Annotated in this window: 13 protein-coding genes; 5 read left to right on the top strand and 8 right to left on the bottom strand. The window is 67.9% G+C overall.

Going from position 1 to position 13,962, the window contains the following annotated elements; genetic code table 11:
- The first annotated feature begins 201 nt into the window (after window positions 1-201).
- Entirely contained in the window at window positions 202-2,157 is a 1,956-nt protein-coding gene (locus MFF26_RS15980; protein WP_137827251.1) for a methyl-accepting chemotaxis protein, read from the top strand.
- An 85-nt stretch (window positions 2,158-2,242) separates the two neighbouring features.
- Here the strand turns inward: MFF26_RS15980 and MFF26_RS15975 are convergent, their stop codons facing one another.
- The 3 genes from MFF26_RS15975 to MFF26_RS15965 are packed head-to-tail and all read right to left on the bottom strand — an operon-like array spanning window position 2,243 to window position 4,991.
- Entirely contained in the window at window positions 2,243-3,118 is an 876-nt protein-coding gene (locus MFF26_RS15975) for an SDR family oxidoreductase (protein WP_137827252.1), read from the bottom strand.
- Window positions 3,115-4,254 (bottom strand): tRNA epoxyqueuosine(34) reductase QueG, encoded by a 1,140-nt coding sequence (gene queG, locus MFF26_RS15970; protein WP_238308197.1) that lies wholly within the window; start codon window positions 4,252-4,254, stop codon window positions 3,115-3,117. The genes MFF26_RS15975 and queG overlap by 4 nt, the downstream gene beginning before the upstream one ends.
- Before the next feature lie 44 nt (window positions 4,255-4,298).
- Window positions 4,299-4,991 carry a glutathione S-transferase family protein gene (locus MFF26_RS15965; RefSeq protein ID WP_137827253.1) on the bottom strand — a complete coding sequence of 231 codons (693 nt, stop codon included), beginning with the start codon at window positions 4,989-4,991 and terminating at the stop codon, window positions 4,299-4,301.
- A 256-nt stretch (window positions 4,992-5,247) separates the two neighbouring features.
- Here MFF26_RS15965 and MFF26_RS15960 point away from each other — a divergent pair, with 256 nt between their 5' ends.
- The 4 genes from MFF26_RS15960 to MFF26_RS15945 all read left to right on the top strand — a co-directional run bounded on the left by MFF26_RS15960 (window position 5,248) and on the right by MFF26_RS15945 (window position 9,152).
- Window positions 5,248-6,099, top strand: a complete 852-nt coding sequence (locus MFF26_RS15960) for an undecaprenyl-diphosphate phosphatase (protein WP_137827254.1) — start codon at window positions 5,248-5,250, stop codon at window positions 6,097-6,099.
- Window positions 6,100-6,242: 143 nt separating this feature from the next.
- Complete coding sequence (locus tag MFF26_RS15955) at window positions 6,243-8,063, top strand: methylmalonyl-CoA mutase subunit beta (protein WP_137827255.1); 1,821 nt, start codon at window positions 6,243-6,245, stop codon at window positions 8,061-8,063.
- A 102-nt stretch (window positions 8,064-8,165) separates the two neighbouring features.
- On the top strand, window positions 8,166-8,561 hold the full coding sequence (locus tag MFF26_RS15950; protein WP_137827256.1) for a hypothetical protein: 396 nt from the start codon (window positions 8,166-8,168) through the stop codon (window positions 8,559-8,561).
- A gap of 132 nt (window positions 8,562-8,693) precedes the next feature.
- Window positions 8,694-9,152 carry a hypothetical protein gene (locus MFF26_RS15945; protein WP_137827257.1) on the top strand — a complete coding sequence of 153 codons (459 nt, stop codon included), beginning with the start codon at window positions 8,694-8,696 and terminating at the stop codon, window positions 9,150-9,152.
- Window positions 9,153-9,180: 28 nt separating this feature from the next.
- Here MFF26_RS15945 and MFF26_RS15940 read toward each other — a convergent pair whose 3' ends face one another.
- From MFF26_RS15940 to MFF26_RS15920, 5 genes are all read right to left on the bottom strand, one after another.
- On the bottom strand, window positions 9,181-10,269 hold the full coding sequence (locus MFF26_RS15940) for a tetratricopeptide repeat protein (protein WP_238308196.1): 1,089 nt from the start codon (window positions 10,267-10,269) through the stop codon (window positions 9,181-9,183).
- A complete protein-coding gene (locus MFF26_RS15935; protein ID WP_137827258.1) occupies window positions 10,266-10,934 on the bottom strand; it encodes a thiamine phosphate synthase in 669 nt (222 codons plus the stop codon). Before MFF26_RS15935 ends, MFF26_RS15940 begins: the two co-directional genes overlap by 4 nt.
- A 10-nt stretch (window positions 10,935-10,944) precedes the next feature.
- The gene (gene fba / locus MFF26_RS15930; protein WP_137827259.1) at window positions 10,945-12,012 is read right to left on the bottom strand and encodes a class II fructose-bisphosphate aldolase; all 1,068 of its coding nucleotides are present in this window, start codon (window positions 12,010-12,012) and stop codon (window positions 10,945-10,947) included.
- 229 nt (window positions 12,013-12,241) lie between these two features.
- Complete coding sequence (locus MFF26_RS15925; protein WP_238308195.1) at window positions 12,242-13,444, bottom strand: phosphoglycerate kinase; 1,203 nt, start codon at window positions 13,442-13,444, stop codon at window positions 12,242-12,244.
- Between the two features lie 16 nt (window positions 13,445-13,460).
- A complete protein-coding gene (locus MFF26_RS15920) occupies window positions 13,461-13,952 on the bottom strand; it encodes a hypothetical protein (protein WP_137827261.1) in 492 nt (163 codons plus the stop codon).
- Window positions 13,953-13,962: the final 10 nt, after the last annotated feature.

Raw genomic sequence — 13,962 nt, 5'->3', positions numbered from 1 at the left:
AACACAAGATCACCCCTAGACAAAACCCATGCAACTCAAGGTGCGTCTGATATCAAACCTTGTGTTGTGGCGGCCGCGAGATCCTTTGGCCGATGATGATGTCGACGATGCTCGTTTCCTGGAATCAAAGCGCGCAAAATTAGCTGATTTTTTACGCGACCGTGCCAAATGTTAAGTTCTGATTGTATGCAGGTTCGCGCGATGTTTGCTGCCCTCCGCCGGTCCGAAGCGACGGCCAAGCTCGACGCCCTCAACCGCTCCCAGGCTGTCGTCACGTTCGCCCTCGACGGAACGATCCTCGACGCCAACGACAATTTTCTCGGCCTGATGGGCTACGGCCTCGCGGAAGTGCGCGGACGTCACCACAGGATCTTCGTCGATCCGCAGGAGGTCACGACGCCCGCCTACGCGGCCTTCTGGGAGTCTCTGCGAGCGGGCACGTTTCAGGCGGCGGCCTATCGGCGGATCACGAAGGACGGGCGGGAAGTCTGGATCCGCGCTTCCTACAATCCTGTGCTCGATGCCCGCGGCAAGCCGGTGCAGATCGTCACGTTCGCCCTCGACGTCACCGCCGAGCGCCTCGCCGCCGCCGAAACTGCCGGCCAGATCGCGGCCATCGACCGGTCGCAGGCGGTGATCCACTTCGACTTGGACGGCACCATCCGTCATGCCAACCCGAATTTCCTCAATGCCCTCGGCTACGAATTCGAGGAGGTCGAAGGCCGCCACCACAGCTTGTTCGTCGATCCGGGCGAGGCCAGCTCGCCGGCTTACCGTGATTTCTGGCAGGCGTTGTCGCGCGGCGAGTATCAGGCCGGCGAATTCCGGCGTCGCGGCAAGGACGGCCGCGACGTGTGGATTCAAGCGAGCTACAACCCGATCTTCGATCCGACCGGCAAACCGATCAAGGTCGTGAAATACGCCAGCGACGTCACGTCGGCGAAGCTCGTGGCCGCCGATATGGCGGGGCAGGTCGAGGCGGCGCGTCGGTCACAGGCCGTCGTCGAGTTCGATACGGATGGCACCATCCTCGACGCGAACGAGAATTTTCTCGGTGCGATGGGGTACACCTTGGACGAGGTGCGGGGTCGGCATCACAGCCTGTTCGTCACCGCGGAATATGCCCGAAGCCCGTCCTATGCCGGCTTCTGGGACAGCCTGCGCGAGGGTCGGTTCAGCTCGGCCGTCTATCAGCGGATCGGCAAGGGCGGGAAAGAGGTCTGGATCCAGGCGTCCTACAACCCGGTGCTCGATGCGGCGGGTCGGCCGTTCAAGGTCGTGAAATACGCCTTCGACATCACGCAGAACATGCTGGTGCGCTCCAGCGCCATCGCCATGGCGGAACAGACCCTCGGGCGCGTGCGCGACGTCGCTGCGGCCTCCGAGGAGATGCATCGCACCTCGTCCGAGATCGCCGAGCAGATGGACCGCTCGAACCAAGCGGTCGGCGAGATTCAGAGCCGAATGGTCGAGGCCGGACAACTGTCCGAGCGGCTCGGCGACGCGGCCTCCGCGATGAACGGGGTCGTCGATCTGATCACCTCCATCGCCGAGCAGATCAACCTATTGGCCCTGAATGCCACCATCGAGGCGGCCCGCGCGGGCGCCGCGGGCCGCGGCTTCGCCGTCGTCGCCACCGAGGTGAAGAGCCTGGCCGAACAGGCGCGCTCGGCGACCGGGCGCATCACCGGCGAAATCTCGGCAATGCAGGCGGTGTCACGGGAAGTCGGACAGGCCATGGCTTCCACCGCTTCCGTCGTCGACACCGTACAGGGCTTCATCGCCCAGACCGCCTCGGCGAGCGTGAAGCAGAGGGCGACCACCGGGCAGGTCAACGCCGACATGCAGGCGACCGCCGAGATCGTCGAGAGCTTCACCAGTAACCTCGATGCGTGGAGCATCGATCTGGAAGAAAGGCGCGGCGACGTGCGAGTGCGCGTCCTCGCCCATGCCCATGTCAGTTACACGCCGCCGCGCGGTGGCAGCGAGCGGACCGTCGAGTGCGAGGTGCTCAACCGCTCGAAATCCGGCGCCAAGCTGAGGGTCGTGGGGGGCGGCCTGCCGGAGCGCTTCACGCTTCAATGCACCGGTGAGGCGCCGCTCGCCTGCCAGCGCATGTGGAACACCGGCGACGAGTTCGGCGTCCAGTTCATCTGAGGCGGCTGTTGAAGGGGCACGGGTTCTGGTGGAGGTCCCACGACGGTTGGAGTGCCGAGAACGAGGCGTGCAGGCGGCTACCGGTTCAGCGGCCGCGCTCGGCATCGGAGACCAGACCGGCCAGACCCTCACGGTAGGTCGGATAGGCGAGCGTGACGCCCAGCTCCCCGCGGATCAGGCCATTCCGGACGCGCTTGTTCTCGCCGTAGAAGCTGCGTGCCATCGGGCTCAGATCCGCCGTCTCGAAATCGACGGCGGGGGGGAGCGGCAGTCCGGTGAGAGCCGCGGCATGCTCGATCACCGTCTGAGGCGGCGCGGGCTCGTCGTCGGTGACGTTGTAGATCGCGCCGCCCCTCGGTCGATCGATCGAGGCCGCCAGCGTCGTGGCGATGTCGGCGACATGGATGCGGTTGAACACCTGCCCCGGCTTGACGATGCGCTGGGTGCGGCCCTCGCGCAGCTTCACGATGGGATTCCGACCGGGTCCGTAGATGCCCGAGAGACGGAACACCTGCACCGCCTTGCCGGTCTCGGCCCCGAGCGCCAACCACGCCTCCTCGACCGCGAGGCGCTCGCGGGAGCGGGCACTTTTCGGGGTGGCGATTGTGCTCTCGTCGATCCAGGCGCCCCCCTGATCGCCGTAGACCCCGATGGTCGACAGATAGCCGATCCACCGGATCCGACTGGCCGCGATGGCCGCCCGGTAGCGAGAAAGCGCCGTGTCACCGTGGGGCCCGGGCGGAGCCGAGACGAGAAGGATGTCGGTATCGGCCAGGTCGTCGGCGATGCCGGGATCGTCCGTTTCCGGGCCGAAGGCCCGCAGGGTGAACCCGGTTTCGGCGGCGAGCTTTCGCGCGCGATCCGCCTCGGTCACCGTTCCCCGGACGGTGGTGAAACGCGACCGCTCGGATTCGGCGAAATGGCGGGCAGAGAAGCCGAAGCCGAAGACGAAGAGGTTCATGCGGGCGAGGTCTCCGAAGCGGGCGCCCCCTGAATAGGGGTGAGCGAGAGGGCGCGCCATTCGTCCCTCACATGGGCATCCGCCTCGTCCTGGCCATGGGCCGCGTAGAGGGCCGCGAGCCGCACGGCCGGGAACAGACGCCCACAGGCCCAGACGGCGGCGCCCCGTACGGTCGGATCCGGGTCGGCGAGACAGCGCGCGGCCTCCTCGCCGAGGGTGGCATCCCCCGAATTGCCGATGGCGATGAGCACGTTGCGGAGCATGCGGTCGCGACCGGTCCGTTTGACCGGCGTGCCGGCGAAGAAGGACCGGAAGCTGGCCTCGTCCAGCCGGGATAGCTCCGCCAGCGGAGGGGCGGCGAGATCGGACCGGGCCGCCATGCGCGACTCGCGCGCTTTTGCGGCGAACTTGTTCCAGGGACAGACCGCGAGGCAATCGTCGCAGCCGAAGATGCGATTGCCGATGCTCTCGCGAAATTCCTCCGGGATCGGGCCCGCATGCTCGATGGTGAGATAGGCGATGCAGCGCCGCGCATCGAGCTGATACGGGGCCGGGAAGGCGGCGGTCGGGCAAGCCTGGAGGCAGCGACGGCAGGAGCCGCAATGGTCGCTTTCGGGGGCGTCGATCGGGAGATCGGCGGCCGCGAAGATCGCGCCGAGCATGAGCCAATTGCCGTGCTGGCGCGAGAGCAGCACCGTGTGCTTGCCCTGCCAGCCGAGACCGGCGGCCTGGGCGAGCGGCTTCTCCATCACCGGAGCCGTGTCGCAGAAGACTTTCACCGGCCTGCCCGAGCGCGCGGAGAGGAAGCCGCCGAGCTCCTTCAGCTTGCCCTTGATGACATCGTGGTAGTCGCGCCTCTGCGCGTAGGTCGCGATGGCGCCGCGATCCCTCCGTGCCAGAAGCTCGAGCGGGTCGGTCTGCGGCCCGGCATTCATGCCGAGCATAACGACGCTGCGGACCTCGGGCCAGAGGGTGGACGGATCGGCCCGCTGGCCGGCGCGCTCCTCCATCCAGTCCATGCTGCCGTGATGCTCGGCCGCCAGCCAAGCCGGCAGCCGCTCGCGGGTCAGCGGGACGGCATCGGGGCGGGTGACGCGCACAGCATCGAAGCCGAGTTTGCGGGCCCGTTCCTCCACGACCTGACGGAGGGCGGAACCGGTCAGGACCGTCCGTTCGGGCTTCAGAAATCCAGATTCGCGTAATGGGCCGATGGCGGCATTCCCGGTGCCCGGTCGGCGAGGAGGGGACGGAAGGACGGGCGGGACTTCACCCGCGCGTACCAGTCCTTCGCCATCTCGTCCTCGTCCCATGGCACGTCGCCGAGATAATCCACGCAGGAAAGATGGGCCGCCGCCGCCAGATCCGCATAGGTCAGGTGGTCGCCCGCCAGCCAACGGCGTTGGCCGATGAGGTAGCCGATATATTTGAGGTGATAGCGCACATTGGTGCGCGCCGCGCGGATGGCGTTCATGTCCGGGGGACCACCACCCTCCGAACTCGGCATGAAGCGTTTGTCGATCTTCTCGGTGACGAGATACTCGGTCACCTCCCCGTTGAACTTCACGAGGAACCAGTCGAGGAGGCGGCGCACCTCGACGCGGGCGGTGGTGGTGTCGGGCAGGAGTCGCCGTCCGTTCAGGCCGAGTCCCCGTGTCTCGTCGAGATATTCGGCGATCACCCCCGCCCCGGGGATCGCGAGCCCGGTCTGCTCGACCAGCACCGGCGTGGTGCCCGCCGGGTTGACGATGAGGAAATCCCGGCGTCGCTCCCAGGCCCGCTCCTCCACGAGCACCGGTTCCATGCCCATCTCGGTGAGCGCGAGACGGATGAACCGCGAATTCGGACAGAACGGAGCGTGGTGAAGGGTCGCCATTGAGGCCGTGATTCAGCGTGACGTGTGAAGAAGCCGCCGGCTCGGCAACTCGCTGCGGCCGAGCATGACCCTGGCCGACAAGCCAGGATTATGTCCGGTCCGTTTCGGCCCCGTTAACACGCTTGATGCATCTCGGTAACCGCGCGTCAACGCTGCCGCCCCAAAGCTGCCGCACCGCCGTCGTCTTGCCCGGTGTCGCGCGCCCGCCCACACGGCGCGGAATGGGCGCCGTGCCGGCGCGAGGAGCAGCAGACCCATGGATCTCGTCCTGATCGCGAAGGCGCTCGTGCTCGCCGTGGTGGAGGGAGCCACCGAGTTCATTCCGGTGTCCTCGACCGGTCACCAGCTGTTGGTCGGCCACTTCATCGGCTTCCACTCGCCGAACAACACCTTCGAGGTGCTGATCCAGCTCGGTGCGGTGCTGGCCATCCTCTACGCCTATTTCGGCAAGCTCTGGGGCATCGCGCGCAGCCTTCCGAACGACCCGAAGGCCCGGCGCTTCGTGGCAGCCGTTCTGGTCGCCTTCCTACCGGCGGCGATCATCGGCGGCCTCTTCTCGAAACTGATCAAGGCCTACCTGTTCAACCCGTGGATCATCTGCGCCACGCTGGTCGCGGGCGGCCTCGTGCTGCTGGTCATCGACGACATGGTCGGCGAACCCAAGGCGACCCCGGCCGACGAGAGCCATACCGATACTGTGGAGGCGCCGCGCAAGACCGACGTGTTCGAATTCAGCCTGCCGATGGCGCTCAAGATCGGCATCTTCCAGTGTCTCGCGATGATCCCCGGCGTCTCGCGCTCGGGCGCCACCATCGTCGGCGCAATGCTGATGGGTGCGAGCAAGCGCTCGGCCACCGAATTCTCGTTCTACCTCGCCATGCCGACGATGGCCGGCGCCTTCGCCAAGGACCTTCTCGACAACTACAAGAACCTGTCCTCCGACGACGCCGTCCTGATCGTGATCGGGTTTGTGGCCGCCTTCGTCTCGGCGCTGATCGTGGTGCGGACCGTGCTCGACTACGTGTCCCGCCACGGTTTCTGGCTGTTCGCGTGGTGGCGCATCATCGTCGGCTCGCTCGGTTTCGCGGGACTGATTATTTTTGGCTGACGCTTCAGGATTTTGAACGGTACCTGCGCTTCCACCCGGACTAAAGTCGGTTGTCGCTCCGCCGTGGCCCGTGCAAAGGCTTGCGGCCGAGCCGCCGCTCTTACAAGGAGCGAGCCGGAATCGCCGTACCGCCAGGGTTTACGATGGAAGATCGTCCGCTTGCCGAGTTGTTCGAGCCCGCGACCCGCGAGCGTTGGCGCAAGGCGGTCGATGCCGCGCTGAAGGGTGGCGATTACGAGAAGCGGCTCGTCTCGAAGACCGCGGACGGCCTTCGCATCGAACCGCTCTACGAGCCGGCAGCCCCCGTTGCCCAGCCGGTCAGGGCCCCCGGACCTTGGCGTCTGGCGCAGCGCATCGATCATCCCGACGCCGGAAAAGCCGCCGCCCAGGCGCTCACGGATCTCGAGGGGGGCGCCGACGCTCTGGTTCTGGTCGAGGCCGGGGCTCCCGCCGCCCGCGGCTTCGGCCTTGCCCTCACCGATGCCGATGGGCTCGAGGCTGCGCTGAACGGCGTGATGCTGCCGCTCATCGCCCTGCGGATCGACGCGGGCGGGCGCGGCTTCGAGGTCGCGGCACTGCTCAAGCAACTGGTCGAACGGCGCGGTGACGATCCGGCCGAACTCGACATCGATCTCGGCCTCGACCCGCTCGGCGGGCAGGCGGCGACCGGCTGGGTGAGCGAGGGCTGGGAAACGCGGCTCTCTCAGGCGCTCACCGATTTCTCCGCCTATCGCGGCCGTGTGGCTCTGGCCGATGCCCGCCCCTACCACGAGGCCGGCGCCAGCGAAGTGCAGGAACTGGCCGCCGTGCTCGCTACGGCCGTCGCTTATCTCCGCGCGCTCGAGGCGGGCGGACACGATCTGGACCGGGCGCGGGAGGCGATCTCCGTGCTGCTCGTGGCGGATGCCGACGAATTCCTGACCATCGCCAAGTTCCGGGCGATCCGCCGCCTCTGGGCACGGGTCGAGGAAGCCTGCGGGCTGGAGCCGAAGCCCCTGCGGGTGCTGGCCGAGACCGCGTGGCGAATGATGACGCGCCGCGATCCCTTCGTGAACATCCTGCGCACGGCCATGGCTTCGGCATCCGCGGGCCTCGGCGGCGCCGATTCGGTCACCGCCCTGCCCTACACCCTCGCACTCGGCCTCCCCGATGCCTTCGCGCGCCGCGTGGTGCGCAACAGCCAGATCGTGCTCCTGGAGGAATCGAACCTCGCCAAGGTGTCTGATCCGGCCGCGGGCGCTGGGGGGTTCGAGGCGCTGACCGCCGAATTGACCGAAAAGGCCTGGGCGGCCTTCCAGGAGATCGAGCGGGAGGGCGGGCTCGCCCGGAGCCTCGCCTCCGGCGCCCTCGCCGGCCGGATAGAAGGCGTGCGAACGGCGCGCGAGCGTGCGGTCGCGACCCGCAAGCAGCCGCTGACCGGCGCCAGCGAGTTCCCCTCTCTCGCCGAAAAGCCGGTGGCGGTGCTCGACGTGGCGCCGCGCGAGGCGGAAGCGCGACCGGCCGGTGCCCTTCCCTCCCTGCGCGTCGCCGAGCCCTACGAAGCCCTGCGCGACGCCTCCGACGCAATCCTGGCGCAAGGCGGCCAGCGCCCTGTCGTGTTCCTGGCCAATCTCGGGCCGGTCGCCATTCACAATGCCCGCTCGACCTTCGCGGCCAACGCCTTCGCTGCGGGCGGGATCGAGGCGCTCGGCAACGATGGCTTCTCCGATGTCGCCGCTCTCACGGACGCCTTCAAGGCGTCCGGCGCACGGCTCGCCTGTCTCTGTTCATCGGACAAGCTCTACGAGACCGAGGCCGTCCCGGCGGCTCGAGCCCTGAAGGCGGCGGGCTGCGGTACGCTCTACCTCGCCGGGAAGCCCGCGGATGAAGCGAGCCTGCGCGAAGCGGGGGTCGATGGTTTCCTGTTCGCGGGATGCGATCTGCTCGCCCTCCTGACCGAGGCGGGGATTCGGGCGAAGGGCTGACCCGGGCGCCAGTCGGACACGCCTTGACTCTCCCGGCATTGAACCAATGTTCGGCCGGGTGCAGGGCGATCCTGCCGTATGTGGACAGCCGGACCCGACGCCATGCGCCTGCCGATTCTCGCGACTTGCCTTTCCGCCGTCATCGCTGTGACGGTGGCTGGTCCGGTCGATGCCGCCCAGCGCAAGGTACAGGTACCGCACCGCTATGACGGGCGCTGGAGCATCGAGGTGGTCACGCGCGACGGTCCCTGCGATCGGGCCTACCGCTACGGCGTTCAGATCCAGCGCGGCGAAGCGGTCTACGGTGGGGGCGAAGTCAATATCCAGGGGCGCGTCTCACAGAACGGCGCGGTCCGCGGGTTGATCTCCCGTGGCCAGGATTCCGCCCAGGTGGTCGGTCGATTGACCCCCGCCGGCAGCGGCTCGGGCACGTGGCAGACCGTTGGTGGCGGGCTCATCAGCTGCAGCGGCAACTGGAATGCTGTGCGCCGCGGCTGAACGGCACATGTGGCGCCCGGGCGACAGGCTGATTTTGTCTCGCACTGCGTCATGAAGTGCGGCTCAGCGCCCTAGATCTGACGATTTGTTCAGCAAAGAATGCGGGTGTTCGACACTGGTTCGAGACGCCCCATGAAAGCCGTGCTGCTCTGCGGTCTTGCCGTCGCTCTAGCCTCCTCCGCGGCGGAGGCGCGACCCGCCCGTCAGCGCGAGCGCGTGCCCGGCACGGCCCATGTCGTGTTGAGCCCCCTCGAAGACGCGGCCACGGCCTGCTTTGCCGAGACGGTGCTGTCGAACCCGAAGGCGATGCGGCTGGCCCGCGACGGTCGCTGGTACGAGGCGGCCGGGGTGATCGGCTTCCTCTGCCGTCCGGAAGTCCAGCGCATGGCGGTCGCCCATGACCAGCTCTACGGGCGCGGCACCGGTGAGCGCTACTTCAAGGGCGCCTATGCCCGGCATCTCGACAAGCAACTCGCTGCCCGCCTCCAGCCCCTGCTCGAGACGAAATCGGTCGCCAGCGCCGAACCGCCGGTGGACAAGGCCTCCGTGACGGACATTTCGGACACCGGCGCGACCGCCGAGGATCACTAATCCATTCGGCGGCGGGAGTCGGTCTTGTTCAAGGCTGGAGGTTGGCGCGCTCCGCGGCCAATGCTTCGGCGCGCTTGCGCTCTTCGGGATTGAGACCCGCGGTTCCCTGGTCGAGGACTTCGTCCGGCCGGCCCTGAGCTGCGGCGGCGAGGTTCCACGCCGCCGCCTCGACGAGGTTCTTCGGCATGCCCCGTCCGGCTAGGTAAAGCCGGGCGATCCGGTTCTGGGCGATGGCATTGCCCCGCCGGGCCGCGTGCAGAAAGTAACGGCCGGCCCGCGCCTCGTCCTTGGTCACGCCGTCGCCGAGGAACAGCCGGATCGCGAACTCGACCTCGCCGGCCAGATCGCCGTTGTCGGCGGCACGCCGGAACCACTGCGCCGCCTGCACCGTGTCCTTCTGGACACCCTTACCCTGCAGATACAGCACCCCGAGTGCGTGCTGCGCCGGCGGGATTTCGGCCTCCGCCGCCTTGCGGAAATTGGCCGCCGCCTTGATGTGCTCCTCCGGCTTCGCATCGCCGATCTGGATCAGCGCGAGGTTGTAGGCGGCACTCGGCTCGCCGCGCTGCGCCGCCTGCTCGAGCCAACTGCACCCGGTCTTCATGTCCTTGGGCTGGCCGCGCCCATCCATCGCCATCAGACCGAGAGAGGCCATGGCGTGCGCCTCGCCCTGCGCGGCGGCGAGGCGATACCATTCCAGCGCCCGTTTCGGGTCCTGCTTGATCCCGAGGCCCTGATTGTAGAGTTCGCCCAGCAGCGTCATGGCCGGGGCATCTTTCGGATTTGCTTCGATCCGCTTCGTCGCCTCGCGAAAGGCGGTGACGTAGCGTCCGCGCTGATAGGCGCCGTAGGCCGCGTCGGAATTGGGATCGGCTTTGGCGGGCTGCGCGCCGTCGGATTTGACGCTGTAGGGCGAGGGCAATTCGCGATTTAGGCCCTGCCCGCTCACCTTCGGTGCAACGTCCTTGCTCGGCGGCACCGTGGCAGGCGCCTTCGGAGCCGCCCACGGCGTTCCCGGCGCGAAGAGGAGACCCGCGAGCGCGGCGAGGGAGGGCCAACCGGCCCGGCCGCCGCGACGCCTCGACTTCGGAAAATCCGAAACGTTGAAAAGTATCATCGAGCCTTGTCGAGAGCCGCCTGCGCCGTCCGCACGCCCTCGGCATCGCCGAACCAGAGGGCGCTTTCGAGGCCGACGAACTCGGCGCCCGTTGCGGCGAGGGCCGCGACCTCATCGGCCTGCGCTGCCACAGCGATGCAGGGCGTCTCGAAGATTTCAGCCCACCAAGCGGCGCGCTCCCGCACGTCCGCCGCGTCGGGTGCGCCCCCATCCGCGAACAGACCACCGAACAGCAGATAATCGACGCCGGCCTCGCCGGCCAACATGGCGGCGTCCCGCGATCCGAGCACACCGCCCGCCCCGAGGATGCGCCCGTCCCGGAGACGCCCGCGCAGGTCGCGCAAGGTCTCGTCCTCGGCGCGATCGACATGCACGCCGTCCGCCCCACCGCGGGCCGACACCGAGACGAGATCGCCGGGATATTCCGGCACGGCGACGACGACCGCCGCGCCCCGCTCCTGCGCCGGCGGACAGAGCCGCTTGAGTAGGGACACGAGGCTGCGCTCGTCGGAGGGGGCCAGACGGAGGATCACCGCCGCAACGTCCCCCGCCGCGCAGGCGGCGTCGAGCGCCCCCGCGGCCGCCTCGGCCTCGGCGGGACCGAGACCGTAGGGTGACAGGAGGGCAAGGCGAGGCTTGGGGCCTGCCGGTTGTGGATCACTCAAGGCAGAGCTCTCAGGCGTCGATACGCGGGTCGAGCGAGCCGCTGGCGTAGCGCTTGGCCATTTCGGCGACCGAGATCGGACGGATCTTGCTGCCCTGCCCGGCGGTGTTGAATTCCTCGAAGCGCTGCTTGCACAGCTTGGTCATCGCTTCCATGGCGGGCTTCAGATACTTGCGCGGATCGAACTCCTCCGGGGTCTCCGTCAGGACGCGGCGGATCTGGCCGGTCATCGCCATGCGGTTGTCGGTGTCGATGTTGATCTTGCGCACGCCGTGCTTGATGCCGCGCTGGATCTCCTCCACCGGCACGCCCCAGGTCGGCTTCATCTGGCCGCCGAACTTGTTGATGATGTCCTGCAATTCCTGCGGCACGGAGGAGGAGCCGTGCATGACCAGGTGGGTCGTCGGCAGGCGGCGATGAATCTCCTCGATCACGTTCATGGCCAGCACGTCGCCGTCGGGCTGGCGGGTGAACTTGTAGGCGCCGTGGCTGGTGCCCATCGCCACCGCCAGGGCATCCACCTTGGTCTCGCGGACGAACTTCACCGCCTCTTCCGGGTCGGTCAGGAGCTGATCGTGGGACAGCTCGCCCTCGGCGCCGTGCCCATCCTCGGCCTCGCCGGTGCCGCTCTCCAGGGAGCCGAGCACGCCGAGCTCACCCTCGACCGAGACGCCGGCCCAGTGGGCCATCTTGGTGACGTTGCGGGTGATGTCGACGTTGTAGGCGTAGTCGGCCGGGGTCTTTCCGTCGGCCTTCAGCGAGCCGTCCATCATCACCGAGGTGAAGCCGTACTGGATCGCGGTGGCGCAGGTGGCTTCGTTGTTGCCGTGGTCGAGATGCATGCAGACCGGGATGTGCGGGTAGATCTCGACGAGACCGTCGATCAGCTTCGCCAGCACCACGTCATTGGCATAGGCGCGGGCGCCGCGGCTCGCCTGCAGGATCACCGGTGAATCGGTGGCGTCGGCCGCCGCCATGATGGCGAGGCCCTGTTCCATGTTGTTCAGGTTGAAGGCGGGCACGCCGTAGCCGTACTCGGCGGCGTGGTCGAGAAGCTGCCGGAGGGTGATGCGTGCCATGGTTCAAACCTCGTCCGATGCGGCCTTGCGCGGGCCAATCTCTTCAGGGCGTATATAGGCAATTACGCGCCGTCAGCCTGCGCCCCGGCGTCAAAAACTTGAGCATATCCGCCGATTTCGTCGCGACCCGAACCCTTCCCGCCCGAAATCGGTACGAACCGATTTCGGCATTCGCGGGCGGTATCGGGTGGGGCCCGAAATCCGCGCGGGTAGGGGAACGGAGCGGGCGTCAGCCCTTCGCGCGCAGGGCCTCGACGCCCGGAAGCTCCTTGCCCTCAAGCCATTCGAGGAACGCGCCGCCCGCGGTCGAGACGTAGGAGAAATCCTCGCCGACGCCCGCATGGTTGAGAGCCGCCACCGTGTCGCCGCCACCGGCCACGCTGACGAGCTGTCCGGCCTTCGTGCGGGCCGCCGCATGGCGGGCGACCGCGACGGTGCCGGTGTCGAAGGGGGTGAGCTCGAAGGCGCCGAGGGGGCCGTTCCACACCAGCGTGCGGGCTTCGTCGATCGCGCCGTCGATCGTCGACATGGAGGCGGCGCCGACATCGAGGATCATCGCATCGGAGGGAACGGCATCGACCGTCACCGTCTCGTTCTCGGCATTCGCCTTGAACTCGCGGGCCACCAGTGCGTCGGCGGGCAGGATGATGGTGCAGTTCTTCTCCTTGGCCGCCGCGAGGATGCGCTGGGCCGTCTCGGCCAGATCCTTCTCGCAGAGCGACTTGCCGACATCCTTGCCCTGCGCGTGCAGGAAGGTGTTGGCCATGCCGCCGCCGATCACCAGCATGTCGACCTTGGCGACGAGGTTCTCCAGAAGGTCGATCTTGGTCGCGACCTTGGCGCCGCCGACGATGGCGATGACGGGACGGGTGGGAGATTCCAATCCCTTGGTCAGCGCGTCGAGTTCGGCCTGCATCAGGCGTCCGGCATAGGCCGGCAGCACCCGGGCGAGGCCCTCGGTCGAGGCATGCGCGCGATGGGCGGCGGAGAATGCCTCGTTGACGTAGATGTCGCCGTTGGCGGCCAGCGCCTTCGTGAACTCGGGGTCGTTCTTCTCCTCACCGGCGTGGTAGCGGGTGTTTTCGAGGAGAAGCACGTCACCGTCCTTGAGAGCGCCGACGGCCGAGGCTGCGGCGTCGCCGATGCAATCCTCGCCGAAGGCCACCGGCTTGCCGACCTTGTCCGAAAGCGTCGACAGGATCGGCTTCAGCGAGTCCTTGGGGTCGGGCTTGCCCTTCGGACGGCCGAAATGCGCGAGCAGGATGACCTTCCCGCCCTTCTCGGCGATCTCGCGGATCGTCGGCACCACCCGCTCGATGCGGGTCGCATCGGTCACGCGGTCCCCTTCCATGGGAACGTTGAGATCCACGCGCAGGAGCACGCGCTTGCCCTGGAGCGGGCCGGCATCGTCGAGGGTGCGGAAATCGGTCATGCCGGTCGGATCGCTCTTACGGGTTGGTCGTGGAGGTTGGTGCCGAGCCGCCCAGGCTCGGGGGGAGCAGCTTGTCGAGATTCGCCCGCTGCACGGCGACCATCAGGGCGACGGTGAGCACGGCGGTGATGAGCGCGGTGAGCACCAGGGCGCCGGTCCCGGGGAGCCGGTTGATGCGGTCGGCCATGCCGCGCACCTCGCCGCGCAGCGAGGCGAGATCGGCCTGACGGGCCGCCTCGTTCATGCGTGAGGAGGCGTTCTCCACCTTCTCCTCGACGCGAGAGAGCAGCGCCTCCGAGCGGGCATATTTGTCCTCGATGCGGGCTGTCTTGTCCTCGATGCGGGCAAGCTGATCGGAAGCATTGACCGGCGCGGCGGCGGAGAGACCGGCCTTGTCCGTTGTCGGCTTCACCGTGGAGGCCGCTGCGGGCGATGGTGCGGCGGAAGCGGGTGGGGTGGTCGGGATGAAGTCGGTCCCGGACGACTGGGTCGGCGAGGTCTCGGTCATCGCGTGCACA

The organism is Methylorubrum suomiense (assembly GCF_022179765.1).
In the GTDB taxonomy this organism is placed as follows: Bacteria; Pseudomonadota; Alphaproteobacteria; order Rhizobiales; family Beijerinckiaceae; genus Methylobacterium; species Methylobacterium suomiense.
Note: the sequence above shows the minus strand (reverse complement) of the source record. Positions and strands in the feature narration are given on the sequence as shown.